A 20,361-nucleotide genomic window follows, 5' to 3' on the forward strand; every position below is an offset into this window, starting at 1 on the left:
AGTGGGTCAAATGATGGTGGTATATAATAATGGGGAAGCAAACAATCACCACGGGGTCAGCACTTATTGCAGTTGAGCCGCCAATACTTCTTTCCGGTCGTACAACAGTTCTTTTTCTCCGTACAGGCGTTCTGCAATAATACCTTTAGCCTGGCACTCCTGCACCAGCTTATTGGATTGAATAATGGGATTGGACTCATCGGTATACTTAATACTACTGATGAATTCCAGCCAGGGCTCCATTCCCATTGCATACACGTAAGCTTCTTTCGGGTTGAAAATATTGATCAACGCCATTCCTTTCGCACAGTCAGATCCGGCCAGCCGGCGGCTGCCATCCTGATCTCTGGTAATCTTTTTGGTTAACAGCGGTCCATACAGCCAGGTAAGCGGCGCACCATCACATTCCATTCCCAGAAACAAGACGTCCACGTCCCCAATCTGTTGGTGAATATGCTTATAGAGACCGGATTCAACGATCCTTGAATCTGCCAGGAACAATAATTTGAAACCGCTGATCTGTACCAGGTAACAGGACTTGGTCTGAATATTCAAATCGCTGTGCTCACCGGTAAATGGCAAACCTGTAATGGTGGTATCAATAAATTCGATGGTTTCCATTTCATCTACTGCCACTACATTGTTGAAGCCAATATTTTTAAACATCAGTTTCAGATCAGGATCTTCCAGCTTACCACTGCAGGTACGCGGCACTATCAGATTTTTGATCTTATGGCGCAAAGGCAGCAATGTTTCAAACAAAATATGATCCTGGTGATTGTGGGTGATCAGCACATAATCGATTGTATCCGGCAAATCAGCATCAGAGAAGTGTTCGATATCGCTGTCGTATCCGTAGTAACTGATCAGCGGATCTACCAGGATGCTAACGTCCTTTGTTTCTACAAGGATACAGGCATGTCCGAAGTAACGCATACGGATCTTGTCGCCCGTATATTTCTTATATACTGGTGGAGGCGTTTCCGTGAAGAAGGTTTCAAACAGTGCTTCCTGATCTGCGGTAATGCCCAGTATTTTCTTAATCTCTGGTAATGAGCCACCTGCTCTTTTCATGCGGCTGAGTACATCAATGCCGGCGTGGTCGAATGGTATAGAGAGATGGAGTACATCTGGTTCGTCCAGTCGGGGGGTGCTGAGGCAAAACGGCCTGTGATCATTATCTGTAATCCACAGCGCAATACTCTKGGCCTTCTTATTATAAAATTCACTTTTATACAACAGGGATTCAAAGAAGCGAAAATCTGCATTATTATTACGATCGTAATAAAGCTCCACGTAGCCTTTCAATATATCCGGAACTTTTTCATACACCGTTTCCAATCCAAAGCCTTTACACTCTGTGGCCAGTATTTTATCCAGTTCCTTAGCCGCCTGGGCAAACTGAATCACTTTTTCCTGGCGTTTCAGAATGGTATCTTTCAGTGCTTTTACCTCTGCTACTCTACCTCCACCAAAGTCCATGAAGGGGCCTCCTTTCATTTTCGGATTCAGGACCGCTTCTGCGTGTATGCTGGGATCGTCGAGATAGGAATCCATGATAGTAAGATGCCTTGCAATGGTATTCATGGAAGCAGTTGCCGGAGATATCAGGTGACTCCAGGCATACCACCGGTCGTACAATGGTTCCAATACTACGTTGGGTTTCAGGTATACTTTTTTCTCACTCATAATTGATATGATTTGTAATGAACAACTAACTTTTTAGCGATGATCTGAATGATTTCGTAGGGGTATTTAAATATAAAAAAGTGATGGCCGGGCATACGTCTGAAGTCGACAGTCATACGGGTTTCCTTCTGCCATAACTGAATCTCTTCCTGTTTTATATTTTCGCCGGTACCTGTTATAACTGTTATGGGTATATTAAGCATTCCCTCCTGCAGATAGTTATAATTTTCCGACACTTTAAAATCGGCCCGCAAAATTGGTTCGATATATTCCAGCAACTCATTGTTCTGCAGTATTTCATCGGGGCTTCCATTCAGGCTTCTCACTTCTTCTATGAACGTTTTCTTGTCCATGAGATGCCTTTTCCGTTCTGTCCGCGAAGAGGCTGCCGGGCCGGGAGTACCGGTAATAAACAGCTGCAAGGGAGGTGTTTTACCATTTTCAATAATCTTCCGGGTTAGCAGATAAGCCATTAATCCGCCCATGCTGTGACCGTATATAGCGTATGGAGACTGCTCCAACCGGCTTTCTATTTGTGCATATAAATCCGCTACCAGCAGATCAACATCTTCTTTCAGTGGTTCGCTCATCCGGGTACCTCTGCCAGGGTACTCCAGCGGCACCAGGTGGAGAAAGGACGGTAAATTTTCTTCATACAACCGGTACGAATATTTGCTTCCGCCGGCAAACGGCAAGCAGAAAAGATTAATTTTCTCCATTGGATAAAGGTTTCGGCGCTGAGGACGCGCGTTTCAGTATTGACAAAGTGATACCATTACCGGAAAAATTATTCCGGCAGCAAACAAATAAAAATGCACCTGGAAAAATATTCCGGTAGCAACCGATCAGATTCCTACAGATAAAAGGTGAGCCACTTCTTCCTGCATCAGGATTTGACACATACGGGAAGAACACAACAATACGGAGATGCATTTCACTTAATACCCCATCTGATCAACGTTTCAGGGGGCATGGCAAACACACACACTTCACGAAAGGATAAAGCTGTCGCTAATGTGGATACAAATCCTCCACATTATTTGAATAAAAAACAATGTACCTGTTTAAATAAATACCTGGGTTAAAATAAAAAACCAATTGTTATGAAGGAATTTATTTGGATAGTACTTTGCTTGGGTTTTATCTATTCTTACTTGTTGACGTTACTTAAGGGTATCAGGCTAGTCGAGGGCTTCCATTAACTATCTATCGTTGTATAAAAACACTTCCCATCAGATTATATTGATAATCCAAAAATAGCAAACATATTTAATTCCGCAAAAAATCACTTGCGTTGTAGTATAAATTTTTTAACGCAGGACTATTAACTAATCCTTATCTATCAAAATACAAGTCCCACAAAACCCTTTACAGCAAACAGTATTGACACATTGCATCCGATTGCTGCGATAAAGAAAAAAAGTCTCCTGATGACAATTAATTAATATTAATGATAAAATCAACTAAATTTCATTGCCAGCAAAAAAAATATACATAACTTTCCATCTTCTGCGAAGCACCATATCCTGTATGGTTTTTACTGATTCGCAGATGCAGCGAAAACCCTGACAGCCGCTCCACTAAACCCTTTTTACACCATCCAATAATTATCAATGACTGTGCCCTCCTTAACAAAAAACGAGAAAAATAAGTTTGCGAAAACACTGCGCTTATTCAAATACCTTCAGCCATACTGGGCCACTATTACAGCAGGCATGGTATTCCTTTTCATCTCCAGTCTGGCGGGCCTTGCATTCCCCAAAGTGCTTGGTCAGTTAATTGATGCAGGCAAACAGGCAAGTACACGATCCAACATCAATATAATTGGTCTTGAATTATTAGGCTTGCTAACTATTCAATCTATTGGCTCCTATTTCAGAACCATCCTGTTTGTGAAATCTGCGGAAAAAGCATTGGCTACTTTACGACAAAGTGTTTATAATCACCTGATTCAGCTACCGATGAATTTTTTCCTTACGCGGCGCGTAGGAGAACTCAACAGCAGAATATCTTCTGATATTACACTACTCCAGGAGACCTTCACTACCACATTGGCAGAATTTATCCGGCAACTCATTATTATTGTTGGTGGTCTCACATTTCTGATGCTTACGTCAATCAAACTGACAATATTCATGCTGGCGATACTCCCCGTTATGGTCGTTATTGCTGTGATATTCGGGCGGTCTATCCGTCACTTCTCCAATAAAGTGCAAAACCAGGTAGCCTCTTCCAGTACCGTGGTAGAAGAAACGTTACAGGGAATATTTAGTGTAAAAGCCTTTGCCAGCGAATTCCTGGAGATGAAGCGTTATAAGGAATGTACAAATGAAGCAGCGGATATAGGTATCCAAAGTGGAAAGTACCGGGCTGCTTTATCATCCTTCATTATTATGGGCATCTTTGGCGCACTGGTAGCGGTTATATGGAGAGGTGTCCTTATCGGAATGGATTCAGGACAGCTGTTCTCTTTCGTGTTATATTCTGTATTTATTGGCAGCTCCATTGGCGGCCTCACAGAAATATATGCTTCTCTTCAGAAAAGCATTGGCGCTACGGAAAATCTTTTTGCCATACTGGATGAACCTGCAGAGCCCTTATCGCCCGTCACTGGCATTGCTACGGAACATGTGCTGCAGGGTGACATCAGTTTCAGGAATGTATCATTCCGCTATCCGGGAAGAAGTGATACTCCTGTGCTCAGTAAAATGTCTTTTGAGGTGAACGCTAATCAGAAAATAGCACTGGTAGGCCCTAGTGGCGCCGGTAAAAGCACCATCGTATCTTTACTGTTACGCCTATACGATCCTTCCGGTGGTCATATCTATTTTGACAAAAAAGAAAATCATTACTTCCCACTGTCGACGCTCCGCTCACAAATGGCCACCGTGCCGCAAGACGTATTCCTGTTTGGTGGCACCATTGCTGAAAACATTGCCTACGGCAAACAAGACGCTACGGAAGCAGACCTCATCGCAGCCGCAAAAAAAGCAAATGCCTGGGAATTTATTGAACGGCTTCCACTTGGATTGCAAACGATCGTTGGTGAACGTGGTATGCAGCTATCCGGTGGTCAGCGCCAACGCATAGCCATTGCCCGCGCTGTGTTGAAAGCCCCCCGCATCCTTATCCTCGATGAAGCTACCTCCGCATTGGATGCAGAATCTGAAAGACTGGTGCAGGACGCATTGAATAAACTAATGGAAGGACGCACGTCTATCATCATCGCACATCGCCTGGCCACTATCCGGCAGGCTGATAAAATCATTGTTATTGACAAAGGTACCATCGTAGAAGAAGGTACTCACCATGAACTGGTAAACATTGATTACGGACTGTATAAGAATTTATGTGAGATGCAGTTCACACAATAAAAAGCGAAAGTTCCGCATGTAAAAAACGAAAGTCCCACATATAGAAAGCGAAAGTTCCGCATACAAAAAACGAAAGTCCCGCATATAAAAAAGCAGCACCGATAAAACGATGCTGCCTTTTTTTTGCTATTACTACTATACGTGGGAAACCTACAATTTATTCAGTTGTTCTTTCAGATAGGCCGCCAACGCCAACGCATTTTCCGCCTCCAGCATAGAGCCGTGATGCCCCGGTACAATGGTTCCCGTTACGGTTGCTGCATATGCTGACCATCCCAGGTATTCATCTTCCCCACTCCATTCATTAGCTGCTGCTTTCGCTACGATCAGCGGCGTACTCACCTTTCCGGTAATCGTATAATCCATCGACAGGTTACTCCGGTGTACATCTGTCAACCGCAATACAAACTCTATATAATCATTATTCATCTTATCTTTTATGAAATCCAGTACAAAAGGAATCACCTCATTGGCGGACACTGTTTCCAATGCTTTACCCAATGCCTCCACCCATGCAGGATGCGGTACAGAAATGATTTTGTACTGTTCAAAGATCCATACCAGCGATTCAAATACCTCTCCTCCTATCAGTTCCTGTTGCTCCACCTTCCGTTTCAGTACAGCCGTGGAATCAAGTATGGCTGCAAATTCTACTTTGTCGCCACTCTCCTCCAACTGCTTTGCCATTTCATGTACAATATATCCTCCAAAAGAGTGTCCCATAAAACGATAAGGGCCTGCGGGCTGTACTTGTTTCATCCAGGCTATGTTCTGCGCTGCGATGCTGGCGAAACTATCCAATGGTTGCTCTCCTTCAAATAGTCCCTGCATGTATAATCCATACACCGCGCAGGTATCATCCAACGCTGCCGACAGCTGCTCGTAAGCATCGCATAGTCCGATGGCCCCGGGCAATAAGAATACCGGGAACGTTTTCGGTCCTTTATTCAGCAATACGATATGCTGACTGGCAGATGGGTCCATCAACCCGGTATGCCCGTTGCTCCGTTCCCATTTCCTCCGCTCATCCAGTACAGCTGCCAATGCGGCTACTGTAGGGTACTCAAATATTTCCCGGTTAGCTACTTCCGCCTGCAACGTTTTCCTGATCGTCCAAACTATGCGCACGACCAACAGCGAATGCCCGCCCAGCTCAAAGAAATTATCGTATATGCCTACCCGTGTTACGCCCAATAACTGCTGCCAGATTTCAGCCAATTGCTGTTCTGTGTTATTGCGCGGCGCCACATAAGCTTCCACGCGTAATAAGGAAGTATCCGGTGCAGGCAAGGCACGTTTATCTACTTTTCCGTTGGCAGTAAGCGGTAACTCCTCCAACGGTATCAGCAATGATGGCACCATGTATTCCGGCAACCGGGTACTCAGGTATTGCGTGATCCCTTCCCGGTTGAATGGACCAGCAGGCACCACGTAAGCAATCAGCCTGTTATAACTACCACGCTCATCTTTACCGGCGATCACTACGTTTTGTTGCACCAGATCACAGGATTGCAATAGGCTCTCTATTTCGCCCAGCTCTATCCGGTGGCCGCGTATTTTCACCTGGTCATCCGTACGACCCATGTAAACGATATTGCCATCCGGCAACCATCTGCCCACATCACCAGTACGGTATAAACGAAGGCTGGTTTGATGATCAAAACTATGCATCACAAACTTTTCTACCGTCAGTTCCGGCCGATGCAGATACCCACGCGAAAGACCTGCTCCACCAACATATATTTCTCCAGGTACCCCTATCGGACACAATCTGCGCTGGTCATCCAGAATATAGGCCACCCGGTTATTTAATGGACGCCCAATAGGAATCGTTTGCGTCAATACACTATCCTCCACCTCATAAGTGGACGAGAAGGTGGTATTTTCCGTAGGTMCGTAGCCGTTAATCACCGTTATTTCCGGATAAGCTTTCCGTATCTTTTCAATGTGTACCTCCGACAATTTCTCTCCACCCACCATGATTGTTCTCAATCCCTCAAACACGCTGATATCTGTATCTACCAACTGATTCAGCCAGCTGGTGGTAAACCACATCATGGAAACACCCCGACTGCGGATCTCTGTCTTCAGCAAACTACTGTCCAGTAAAGTATCTCTTGAGCAAAGCACCAGTTGGCCGCCGCTCAGCAACATGCCCCAGTATTCCTGTGTACTTACATCAAAAGAAGGAGAACAAGTGGCCAACAAAATATCCGTTGGCGTTAGTGTAAGATAATCTGTTCCCCGTACGAGGCTGACTACGTTAGTATTTGACACCATTACACCTTTTGGCCGGCCTGTAGAGCCGGAGGTATAAATCACATACGCAAGATGATCCGGTTGTGTACCGCTATCCACCGCGCCTGTAGACTCTTTGCTGAGTAAAGACCAATCAGCCTCCACATCTATGACGGCCATTTCAGGGTTTATGGTCAGCAAAACGGCTTTGGCAGCCGTGTTACAGAGCACAATATGTGCATCCGTATCCGTGAGCATATAAGCAATACGATCGGCAGGATATCCGGCATCAACAGGCACATAGGCGCCTCCCGCTTTCAGAATACCCAGTATGCAAATGATTAATTCCAGTGACCGGTCCACACAAACGGGCACTATTGTTTCCGCTTTTACTCCGTTGCGCTGCAGATAGTGCGCCAACTGGTTGGTACGTTCATCCAACTCCCGGTAAGTTAAACTTTGCGCGGAAAAGCTCAGGGCTATCGCGTCCGGAGAAAGCAAGACCTGCTCCGCAAACAGCGCTGCAATTGTTTTATCCTGTGGATAAGCACTGGTAGTGGCATTAAATGCGCCCAGTAACTGCACTTCTTCCTGCGGTGTCAGCAGCTGCAATTCGCTGATCCCTGCAGTGGGAGCATCCACGATGGCATGAAGCAATTGTTCAAAATGCCCCATCATCCGGTTTATCGTTTCGGCGGTAAATAAGTCGGCGCAATACAATACGGTGCCCATCAGCCCTTCCGTACTTTCCTCGAAGCTGACCATCATGTCAAACTGCGCGGTAGCCCGCTCTACCCCTTCCTGTGCTAATGGTACTTCTCCCAGGCTAAGCGACTGCACCTCCGGTGTATTCTGTAATATAAACATCACCTGAAACAGCGGATGCCGGCTCAGGTCACGCTCCTTCACCACTTCTTCCACTATTTTTTCAAAGGGAACTTCCTGGTGTTCATAAGCGCCTAATGTAGTGGCTCTGACCTGTTGCAACAGATCTATAAAAGAAGGATGGTTGCTGAGATCCGAGCGCAGGGCCAGCGTGTTCACAAAAAATCCGATCAACCCTTCTGTTTCCTGCTGTGTTCTACCGGCAATAGGGCTGCCGATGCAAATATCTTCCTGACCGCTATAGCGATACAACAACACTTTAAAAGCTGCCAGCAACGTCATAAACAAGGTAGTTCCCTCTTGCCTGGACAATGCCTGTAGTTGTGCAGACAATGCCGCGGAAAGCGCAAACCTGCCCGTGGCGCCACGCATACTTTGCACAGGCGGACGCGTGAAATCTGTGGGTAGTTGCAGCGAAGCAGCACCCGTCAGTTTTTCCTTCCAGTAATTTATTTTTCGCTGCAATACCTCACCTGATAAATACTGCCGCTGCCAGATGGCAAAGTCAGCGTATTGTATTGGTAATGCCGGCAAGGCAGGATTACGTTTATGTATATACGCCTCATACAACTCTACCAGCTCCCGCATAATAATACTGATCGACCAACCATCAGAAACAATATGATGCCAGGTAACCACCAGTAAATGTTCTGCGCTGCCAAGTACAATCAGATGTGCCCGCAGCATATGATCTGCCGACAAATCGAATGGAGTGGCAATGAGTGCCTGTACAAAATGATCGAGTGCTTCCGGATCACTTTTATACTTTTCCTCTTCTATCACCTGCAGCTGCCAGCGATCCTTCTCCTTCACCTGCTGGTACGCAATACCTTCTTCTGTCACCATCACGGTGCGCAATACCTCATGACGGTTGATCATGGTCTGAAACGCGTATGCCAATGCATCCCTATCAGGATTTGCGGCTAACCGCAGCACCAAAGGCACATGATAGTGCGTGCTTCCCTGAAACTGATCTATAAACCATAAACGTTCCTGGCTGAACGACAAAGGAATTTTTCCAGGACGATCTCCCGGAACAATGGCCGGCACGGCTGCACGAACACTTCCCTTCACCTTCTCCGCCAGGAGCTGTATAGTAGGACTATCGAAAATATCCCCGATCTGTATAGCTGCCTGCATCTCCTTTTTAATGGCCGACATCAGTCGTACTGCCAGCAGAGAATGGCCTCCTAACTCGAAGAAATTATCGTATATCCCTACCCGTTCTACGCCCAATAACTGTTGCCAGATACCAGCCAGTTGCTGCTCTGTACTATTGCGCGGCGCCACATAGGCTTCCTCCTGTAATAAGGTGGTATCTGGCGCCGGCAAAGCGCGTTTATCTACTTTTCCGTTTGTGGTAAGCGGTAACTCCTCCAACGGTATCAACAACGATGGCACCATGTATTCCGGCAACCGGGTACTCAGATATTGACTGATGCTATCCCGGTCGAACAGACCTGCAGGCACTACGTAAGCAATCAGCCTGTTATAGCTGCCGTGTTCATCTTTGGCGGCGATCACTACATTTTGCTGCACCCCTTCACAGGATTGCAACAGGCTCTCTATTTCTCCCAGTTCTATGCGGTGGCCACGTATTTTCACCTGGTCATCTGTACGACCCATGTAAGCGATGTTGCCATCCTGCAACCATCTGCCCATATCACCAGTACGGTATAAACGGATGCTGGCCTGATGATCAAAACTATGCATCACAAATTTTTCTGCCGTCAATTCCGGCCGATGCAGATACCCACGCGAAAGGCCCGCTCCACCAACATATATTTCCCCTGGCACTCCTACCGGACATAACCTGCGGCGGCCGTCCAGAATATAGGCCACCCGGTTGTTTAATGGACGGCCAATAGGAATGGTATGCACCAATGCCGCATCATCAATTTCACAGGTCAGCGAGAAAGTAGTATTTTCCGTAGGGCCATATCCGTTAATCACCGTTACATCCGGATAAGCTTTCCGTATCTTTTCAATGTGTATCTCTGATAGTTTCTCTCCACCGGCTAATATGGTTTTCAATCCCTTAAACACACTGATATCCGTATCTACCAGTTGATTCAGCCAGCTTGCGGTAAACCACATCGTGGAAACACCGCGACTGCGGATTTCCGCCTTCAGTAAACTACTATCCAGTAATGTATGGAGTGAACAAAGTACCAGCTGCCCACCGTTCAACAACATGCCCCAATACTCCAATGTACTGGCGTCAAAAGACGGAGAGCCTGTTGACAGCAAAATATCCTTTGGCGTTAGTGTAAGATAATCTGTTCCCCGTACAAGGCTTACTACGTTATCATTTGTTACCATTACTCCCTTAGGCTGACCGGTAGAGCCGGAAGTGTAAATCACATACGCCAGACTATCCGGCTGTGTACCGCTGTCCACCGCATCGATAGACTCTTTGCTGAGTAAGGACCAGTCGGCCTCCACGTCTATGATATCCAATGCAGGGTTCACGGCCAGCAAAACAGCTTTGGCAGCGGTATTCCCCACCACAATATGCGCAGCTGTATCCGTGAGCATCCAAGCAATACGCTCGGCTGGATAGCCGGTATCAATAGGCACATAGGCGCCTCCCGCTTTCAGAATACCCAGAATGCCGATGATTAATTCCAGTGACCGGTCTACGCAAACAGGCACCATGGTTTCTGCTTTTACGCCTTTACGTCGCAGATAGTGCGCCAGCTGATTGGAACGTTCATCCAACTCCCGGTAGGTTAAACTCTGATCTGAAAATATCAGGGCCGTCATGGCAGGAGAAAGCATGGCCTGTTCGGCAAACAGCGTCGCAATGGTTTTATCCTGCGGATAAGCGCTGGTAGTGGCATTAAATGCCCACCGTAACTGTTTCTGTTCCTTAGGTGTTAACAACTGTAATTCACTGATCCTTGCAGCCGGGGCATCCACTACGGCGCGAAGCAATTGCTTGAAGTGCTCCATCATCCGGTCTATTGTTCCGATAGCAAATAAGTCGGAACAGTACACGACGAATCCATTCAATCCATTGGGTCCCTCCTGCAGGTATACGGTCAGGTCAAACTTTGCAGCTACTTCTTCCGTGTCCAGCTGAGACATTTTCAATGCGCCCATTTCCAGCGAAGTCGCCTCCGGTACGTTCTGTAATACAAACATTACCTGAAACAAAGGATGCCGGCTCATATCACGCTCCTTCACCACCAGCTCTACAATTTTTTCATAAGGCACTTCCTGGTTCTCATAGGCACTCAGCGTGGTTTGCTTCACCTGCTGCAATAATGATGTAAAAGAAGGATCATCGTGCAGATCTGTGCGCAACGCTAATGTGTTAATGAAGAAACCTATCAATCCTTCTACTTCCTGTTGTGTTCTGCCTGCTATGGGGCTACCAACACAAATATCTTCTGCGCCCGTATATCGGTTCAGCAATACATTGAATACCGTTAGCAAAGTCATAAACAGCGTAGCGCCTTCCTGTTGCGACAGGGCCAGCAAACGGTCCGACAGCTCTTTGTCCAGCTCAAATCCGTGGGTATTGCCACGCACACTCTGCACCGCTGGCCGTATATAATCGGTCGGTAACTGTAACGTATCTACGCCGGTAAGTTGCGCCTTCCAGTAGTCTGTTTTCCGCTGCAACACTTCTCCACTCAGGTGCTTCCGCTGCCAGATGGCATAATCGGCATACTGCACGGGCAATACAGGCAACTGTGCCGGCCTTTCTTCCAGAAAAGCTGCATACCCTTCTTCCAGCTCACTCACCAGAATACCGGTAGACCAGCCATCAGAAGCAATATGGTGCAGGTTAAGTACCAGTACGTGATCTGTTTCACCAAATACCAGCAGATGCGCGCGCAACATATGATCCTGTTGCAGATTGAAAGGAATATCAATGAGTGCTTTTATGTAATCCCTGCAGGCATTTGTTCCTGGCCGGAAGCGTAACTTCTCCACTATGGTCAGCTGCCAGCGGTCTTTATCTAATACCTGCTGTCCCGCCGTTCCATCCTGCTGTACGATAACAGTACGTAATATTTCGTGCCGGTTGATAATCAGCTGCAATGCCTGTTCCAGGGCAAGTTTATTGATCTCTCCTTTCAAATGCAGGATATGCGGCGTATGATAATGTATACTTCCTTCTAACTGATCTATAAACCACAAACGTTCCTGGCTATACGAAAGCGGAATATGTGCAGGTCTTTCCAATGCCACCAATGGAGGCATGGTGCTTTTTTCACTGCTGCCGGTAATTCTCACGGCCAAGGAAGCAATAGTTGGATAATCAAATACATCCCCGATACTGATTTCTACTTCCAGCTTTTTCCGGATGGCAGATACCACACGTATGGCTAACAGCGAGTGGCCTCCCAGTGCAAAGAAATCATCGTGCACACCTACCTCCTCCAATTCCAGTAATGAACACCAGATGGCAGCCAATACCAGTTCCGTTGGCGTAGCCGGAGCTGCTGAAGCGGCGCCTGGGCTGTCTCTGTCAGGATCTGGCAAAGACTTTTTATCTACTTTACCGTTGGCCAGCAACGGAAACTTGTCCAATACCACCAATGCAGCAGGAATCATGTATTCCGGCAGGTGTTTTTTCATACCGGCGATGATGGCCGAGGTATCTATCTGGCCGGTTGCCGCTATCACATACCCGATCAACCGCCGGCTGCCACTATTGTCTCCACGCGCTACTACCACCGCCTGATGCACGGTATCCTGCTGTAGTAAAGTCCTCTCTACTTCCCCTAGTTCCACGCGGTAACCACGAATCTTCACCTGGTCATCTACACGACCCACAAACAAGATGTTGCCATCCGGCAGCATCTTTACCAGGTCACCGGTACGGTATAATTTTGAAGTAGCCGCTCCCGCAAAAGGATCTGTGATAAAGCGGCTCTCTGTTAACACCTCATTATTCAAATAACCTGCCGCCACGCCATCACCACCAATGTATAATTCACCGGGAACACCCATCGGACATAACTTACGGGATGCATCCAGGATGTATACCCTGGTATTGGAAAATGGTTTACCCACTGGAATGTGGTGGCCATAGCCAGCAGTATCATTCACTACATGCAGTAGTTTTCCTATAGTCGTTTCCGTTGGACCATAGTGATTCACGATGGTACAGTTGGCGCCATAAGCACGAATGCTTTTTACCACTGCTGTTTCCAGCGCTTCTCCTCCAAAAACGAGCAGCTTCTCCGGCAACAGTAATCTGCCGGAAGCAGACAATGCTTTCCAGTGGGAAGCCACAATTTTGATACAATCTATTGGATGAACAGAAAAATAATTACTTAATAATTCGCCATCGCTGATCATTTCTTTAGAGAAAATATGCAGCGTTCCACCTGAAATCAGTGGTGTAAATAATACCGTATTCCCTAAGTCAGTAGCGATGCTGGAGAGTAATCCAAAGGAACGGCATTCGGCTACCGGCAGCGCAGCTTTCAATCCATACAGGTAATCCACCAGGTTGCGATGAGTCACCACCACCCCTTTGGGGTTACCGGTACTACCGGACGTATAAATAACGTACAATGGTGCATCCGATGCAGGCTTGGCAGCCGGTTCGGCTATCGGGCAACGACTGATAGCTTCTTCCTCTCCATCCAGGGTTACCACACGGGCAGTAATCCCCGCAGGCAGCTTCGCCTTGCCGGCATTATTACTCACCACAATGGTGGCACGGGTATCTTCCAGCATAAAGGAGATACGATCTGCCGGGAAATCAGGATCGATCGGCACATAAGCAGCTCCCGCTTTGAGGATGCCTAATATTCCCACTATCATCTCCGCTGATCTTTCTATATATAATGGCACCAGAGCACCCGCCTTCACCCCCTGCGCATGCAGATAATGCGCCAGCTGACTGGACTTTTCATCCAGCATACGATAACTAAGCCGGGTATTATCAAATACCACCGCCGGTGCATTTGGACTGTACGCCGCCTGCGCAGCGAAAAGGTCTATAAACGTTTTATCAGCCGGATAAGCTACCTGATTGGAAGACAACAACTGTGCGTACTCCGCTGCTGTATGCAGATTAATATCCTGCAGCTGAAGCGCTTCCTGCTGAACGATCTGTAATAATACCTGCTTAAAATGCTCCGCAATTTTCACAGCATAAAACGTATCCAGCAGATCACTGTTGTAGCTGAACAACAGGCTTGTTTCTGCACCAATGCCAATGATAATGGTTAAAGGATAATTGGTATGCGGATGCACTTCCACTTCCGTCACTTTCAGCTGCCACTCTCTGGAAGCCACCACTTCTCCTACCGGAAAATTCTGGAAGGTAATAGAGGTATCGAACAAATCTCCGCCAACGGGGGTCCATTGCAGGATGTTATTCAGCGCCGTATATTGGTACTCCCTGCTCTGCAACTGTGTTGCCTGCAGTTCCTGCAGCCACACCGCTATTTCTTTCGCCCCATCTGCTTTGGCGTATAGTGGCAATGTATTGATGTATAGCCCAACGCGTTGTTCTACACCTGGCAGATCTTCCGGCCGCCCGGAAACAGTTACACCGAAAGCCACGTCATTGCGACCAGTATAAACCGACAACAGATAACTCCAGATGCCCTGCATCAACGTGTTCGGCGTGATATGCTGTTGCTGCGTATAGTCGTTTATTTTTTGCGTAAGGGCAGTATCTAAGCGGATCTTCTCTTCCTTGTAAATACCTACCCCTTTGGTACGTGCAGCGGTAGCGTCTACAAATGGCAGCAGGCAACCTTCTTCCATTTCCTTCAGATATTCCTGCCAGTAAGCGGCAGCGGCTTCTTTATCCTGGCGTTCCAGGTACCGGATATAATCTTCATAACGGTCTTCCGTTACTTCCGGCAATTCATTTCCTGCCAGCAATGCTTCATAATTCTCCAGCAATTCGCCAATCAATATCGGCTGAGACCATCCATCCAACAGAATGTGATGCACCGTCCACAATAACCGGTAACGATTTTCGTCCAACTGGATTAAAGTGATTCTCATCAGCGGCGCCGCTTTAAAGTCGAAGCCCTGACGCAGGTCTACCTGTTCTAATTCACGAAATGCCTGTTCCTGTTCTGCAGGGCTCCATCCCCGGCAGTCCAGCTCCAATATTGGCAATTCCACGGCTTTATAAATGCACTGTACCGGTATACTCAATTCATCTACATAAAAAGCACTTCTTAAAATGCTATGGCGAAGCAATAAACTTTGCCAGGCCTGTTTAAATGCGGCTGGTTCTAAATGCTCCAGTTCACAATTCATTTGTTCTACGTAGGTGCCCGACTGCTCATTGTATAATCCCAGAAACAGCATCCCTTCCTGCAATCCGCTTAACCGGCATAAACCGGCTAACTGGTCGCGTCTTGGCACGCCGTTGTAAGGCGCATCCAAAAATCTTTCCAGTGCTTCATTCGTAACCTCCATGCCCAGCCCATAGTCGGAAGGAGTGTAAACAGGTACCCGCTGTGATATACAGTGCGCGATTAATTTTTCCAGATGAGATAAACAGCTGGCCACCAGTTTTTCTATCGTAGCGGCATCAAAATGGGGAAGACTGAAAGTCCAGTTAAACACCAGTTCACCACCTTCCACCATGCTGTTAACGGCAATTTTATCGTGTACAGGGAAATCTTCGCCCATGGGCACTCCGGGTGATTCAGCTACACCGGTTAAAACGCCTGCCCGGCTAACGCTATTATCCAGCTGCCCGAGGTAGTTAAATACGACCTCCCATGGATCTTTTTCTTGTAAATAATCCACTTTGCTGATATATTTCAGCACACCATATCCTATTCCTTTATCAGTGACCTTGCGTAATTGTTCTTTAACAGACGGGATCAGTTTTCCTTCCCTTTCATCTGTTGGTATGTCGATCAACACCGGATAAATATTGGTAAACCAGCCAACGGTACGACTGGTATCTATATCTTTTGTCAATGCCTCGCGTCCGTGCCCTTCCAGGCCTATCACCACCCTGGAATGACCATTCCACTCCGACAAAGTAAGTGCGAGTGCGGTCAGCAACAGATCGTTTATTTCCGTATGATATGCCTTCGACACTTCCTGCAGTAAACTTTTTGTTTGTGCAGATGCCAATACAGCAGTATGATGCCCCATGTCAGCCATGGTAATCTTTCCGGTATAGGTTTTATCTACCCGGAGCGGTGTATAACCAGCCGCTACCTGCTGCCAGTATGCCTGCTGTTCCGGCAGGCTACGGCGCCGGCTATACGCAGTCAACGCGTTATACCACTGACGATAAGAGCTGCTTTTAGCCCCTAATACTTCTTCCGCTTTTTTACTGGGATCTTCTTTTAACAATATTTGCAGATCTTCCAATAATATGCGCCAGGATACGCCATCTACCACAAGATGGTGCACCACCAGCAATAAACGGTTATCCGCTTCCGTGTCGGGTGTCAACATCAATACCGGGCGGATCACGCCACCTTTATGGATATCCAGGCTTCGCTGCCGTTCCTCTCCGACCGCAGTGATCCGGGCAGACAGTTCTTCCGCAGCTGTTTGCTGCAGGTCCACCACTTCCAGCTCACCACTGGCGGTACCATATTCCTGGGTCCAGCCGGAATGGGTATTACGGAATATAAAACGTAAGGCATCATGGTATTGTACCAGCTTTCTGATAGCGGTTGCCAACGTATCTGCTGTTACGCTTTTATCTATTCCCAGTAATACAGGCTGGTTAAAATGTGCCGAGGTATCTCCTTCTACCAAATCAAAATACCATTGTTGTACCGGCAGTAATCCGCTTTCTCCGGACAGTATACCTTGCTCACCAACGGTCGCGTTATCGCTACGTCCCTGCAGCAGCACGGCTAACCGTTCAATAGTTTGATGAACAAACAGGTCCCGCGGCTGCAATACATATCCTGCCCGTCTTACCCGGCTAACCACCTGGATAGTAATAATAGAATCACCACCGAGTTCAAAAAAGTTATCGTATATCCCTACCCGTGCTACTCCCAGCAAGTCTTGCCAGATGCCCACCAGGGTATGTTCTATCGGATTTCCGGGCGCCACATACTGCTGTTGCGTTAACGCGGTGGCATCGGGCGCCGGTAAGGCTTTTTTATCTACTTTTCCATTTACATTCAGTGGCAGTTCTTTCATCTCCATAAGGAGAGAAGGAATCATGTAATCAGGTAGTCGTTCCTTGAGATAAGCAATAATTTTCTCTCTTTCAAAAGGTCCTTCGGGAACTATATATCCCACCAATTTATTATAATGACTATTCTCTTCTTTCTTCGCCACTACCACCACCTGGCTTACCCACTGGCAATCCTGCAGCACACTTTCTACTTCACCCAGCTCAATACGGTAACCACGTATCTTCACCTGGTCATCGATACGACCTATGTACGCAATAGTGCCGTCCGCCAGCCAGCTAACTACGTCGCCGGTTTTATACCAGCGACCAGAGCGGCCCTCCAGCGTAATAAATTTCTCCGCCGTAAGGCTTTCATTATTGACATATCCTGCGGCAACACCATCACCACCTATATACAATTCTCCGCTTACGCCCACCGGTACTGGTTTTCCATGATGATCCAATACCAACAGCTGCGTGTTGGCCAATGGCGCTCCGATGGGAATAGTTCGCTTCCCGGCTGTTTCATTGATCGGGTAACAGGTAGCATATACCGTCGTTTCTGTGGGGCCGTACATATGCACCATCCGGTTGGGACCCAACACAGACAAGGCACGATCTACGTGTGGTACAGATACCAGTTCACCTCCAAACAACAGCTTCCGCAGCGATTGTAATCCACTCAACCTGTTATCGGTAAAATTGTTGAACAGCGCGGTAGTCATAAAACAGAAAGTGATCTGCTCCCGCTCCATAATAGCGGCTAACTCGTACACATCCGCTGCTGCCGCATCCGGAATCATATATAGCGCAGCGCCTTTCAACAGCGCACCATAAATGTCATAAGTAGAGCCATCAAAAGCGTAGTTAGACCATTGCAGCAATTTGTCTTCCGGCACAATGGCAATAGGTCCCGGCTCGTATACCAGTTTTACAATATTGCGGTGATTCACCGCAATTCCTTTTGGCTTACCCGTAGAGCCGGAGGTGTACATGACGTATACTACCGCGTCACTACTTATATTTACCGCCAGCGCATCTGACTCATAAGACAATGCACCAGTTATATTTAACCCCGTTCCTTCCGGTAATTCCAACGCGGCAAATAATTTACTATCTGTATACAGCACCTGCTTCACACCAGCATCCTCCAATATGGCTTTCACCCGCTCTGAAGGATAATCAATATGAATGGGCACGTACGCGTTGCCACTTTTCAGAATTCCCCATATCGCCACCAGCATTTCCAGACCGCGGTAAGATAACAGTCCAATATAGTTCCCCTGTCCGGCACCCTGATCTCTTAAATAATGGGCTACCTGATTGGACCGGTCATCCAATTCCTGGTAGCTAAGCTGTTCCCCTGCATAGCTTACTGCGATGGCAGCAGGCCTGCTTTTCACCTGTGCTTCAAATAATTCCAGTACCGTTTTTTCTGCAGGATAGGACATCGCTGTCGCGTTGAAAACATCCAGCAGCAATTGTTCTTCTGCCTTACTAATCACAGACAGATTATTAATAGCCGTTGACGGCGCCTTTACAATAGCCAGTAATAGCTGTTCGTAGTTGGCGATCATCCGGTCAATAGTGGCTGCGCTAAACACATCCACACCGTATTCCAGCACACCTGTTAACCCCTCCGGTCCTTCCCGGAGATTTAATGTGAGGTCCAGTTTAGCCATATCGTGTTTTATTTCTTCCGTGAAAAGCTGCACCTCTCCCAATTCAAGATCGGTGGCTTCTGGTATATTCTGCAGAGCAAACATCACCTGGAATACCGGCGTGCTGCTCATATCGCGGTTCTTCACCACGGCATCCACTATTTTTTCGAAAGGGACATCCTGATGCTCGTATGCGGCTAACGTGGTTTCCTTTACCTGTTGCAGGAGATCTGTGAAGAGAAGGTCATCTGTCAACTGACTGCGTAACGCCAGCGTATTAATAAAGAAGCCAACCAGGTCCTTTAGTTCACGCTCAGCCCTGCCGGCGATGGGACTACCCACACAGATATCGTTTTGACCGCTATAACGGTATAATAGCACTTTAAACGCTGCCAGCAGCGTCATGAACATCGTTGTTTCCTGTTGCCGCGATAATTTTTTCAAGCCGGCAGCCAGTTGCTGATCCAGTTTAAACTCCCGCCGGGCGCCACGAATACTTTGTATAGCCGGCCTTTTATAATCGGCTGGCAACTGTAGCGTAGCCACGCCTTCCAACTGTTTTCTCCAGTATCCCAGTTTTTTATCCAGTACTTCTCCGGAGAGATAATGACGTTGCCAGATAGCGTAATCTGCGTACTGTACCGGCAGTGGCTCCAGACCGGCAGTACGACCCTCTGTAAAAGCAAGGTAGCCGGCGACCAGTTCGTGTACGATAATTCCCAAAGACCAGCCATCAGCGGCGATGTGATGCAGGGTCACCACCAGCACAAATTCTTCTTCCGCCAGCGTTATCAAATGTGCCCGCAACAGGTGATCTACTGATAAATCAAATGGGATATCTACCAGCGATTTTATATACTCCTGTAAATCCGTTTCCTTTCCGCGGTAGTTTTTACCGTCTTTCAACATCAGCTCCCATTTGTCTTTCTCTTGTACCTGCTGAAAAGCAACACCATCTGTTTGCCGGATAACGGTACGCAGCACGTCGTGGCGATTGACAATCAACTGCAAGGCGGCTACCAATGCTTCCTGATTCAGTTTCCCCTTCAGCCGCAATACTGCCGGCATGTGGTATTGTATACTTCCTTCCAGCTGATCAATAAACCATAAACGTTCCTGGTTAAAGGATAACGGAATAGGGCTCGATCCGTTTCTATGAACCGGAATTATTTTCTCCCGCTGGGATATCGTCTCTTTATTATGCTGGTGTTTTTGAAAATACTCTACCAGGAGTGCTTTATTTTCTTTCAGCTCACTTAGTATAGAGCTGTCAACCGCTTTCTTTTTATCGGTCTTTACAATCAGTTTATCGTTATCGAAAGATACATTAACGCCGTTATCTTTTGCTTTTTCCAACAGGTCAATAATATCCACCAGGTTAAATCCAGGCATTTTTTAATAGTTTAGGTATGAAAAA

The 20,361-nt window shown here is 47.0% G+C and carries 4 protein-coding genes; 1 reads left to right on the forward strand and 3 read right to left on the reverse strand.

What is annotated here, in order from left to right:
- Positions 1 to 63: 63 nt before the first annotated feature.
- Positions 64 to 1,689: an MBL fold metallo-hydrolase gene (locus AC1DFM_RS17960; RefSeq protein WP_477078120.1), complete on the reverse strand. Its 1,626-nt coding sequence runs from the start codon at positions 1,687 to 1,689 to the stop codon at positions 64 to 66.
- Positions 1,686 to 2,408 (reverse strand): thioesterase II family protein, encoded by a 723-nt coding sequence (locus AC1DFM_RS17965; RefSeq protein WP_477078121.1) that lies wholly within the window; start codon positions 2,406 to 2,408, stop codon positions 1,686 to 1,688. The genes AC1DFM_RS17960 and AC1DFM_RS17965 overlap by 4 nt, the downstream gene beginning before the upstream one ends.
- Before the next feature lie 900 nt (positions 2,409 to 3,308).
- Between AC1DFM_RS17965 and AC1DFM_RS17970 the strand changes: the two genes are divergently transcribed.
- Positions 3,309 to 5,063, forward strand: a complete 1,755-nt coding sequence (locus AC1DFM_RS17970; RefSeq protein WP_477078122.1) for an ABC transporter ATP-binding protein — start codon at positions 3,309 to 3,311, stop codon at positions 5,061 to 5,063.
- A gap of 150 nt (positions 5,064 to 5,213) precedes the next feature.
- On the opposite strand, the gene AC1DFM_RS17975 is transcribed toward AC1DFM_RS17970, so the two are convergent.
- On the reverse strand, positions 5,214 to 20,336 hold the full coding sequence (locus AC1DFM_RS17975) for an amino acid adenylation domain-containing protein (protein WP_477078123.1): 15,123 nt from the start codon (positions 20,334 to 20,336) through the stop codon (positions 5,214 to 5,216).
- Positions 20,337 to 20,361 lie beyond the last annotated feature (25 nt).

Source organism: Chitinophaga sp. 05T412 (assembly GCF_056396465.1).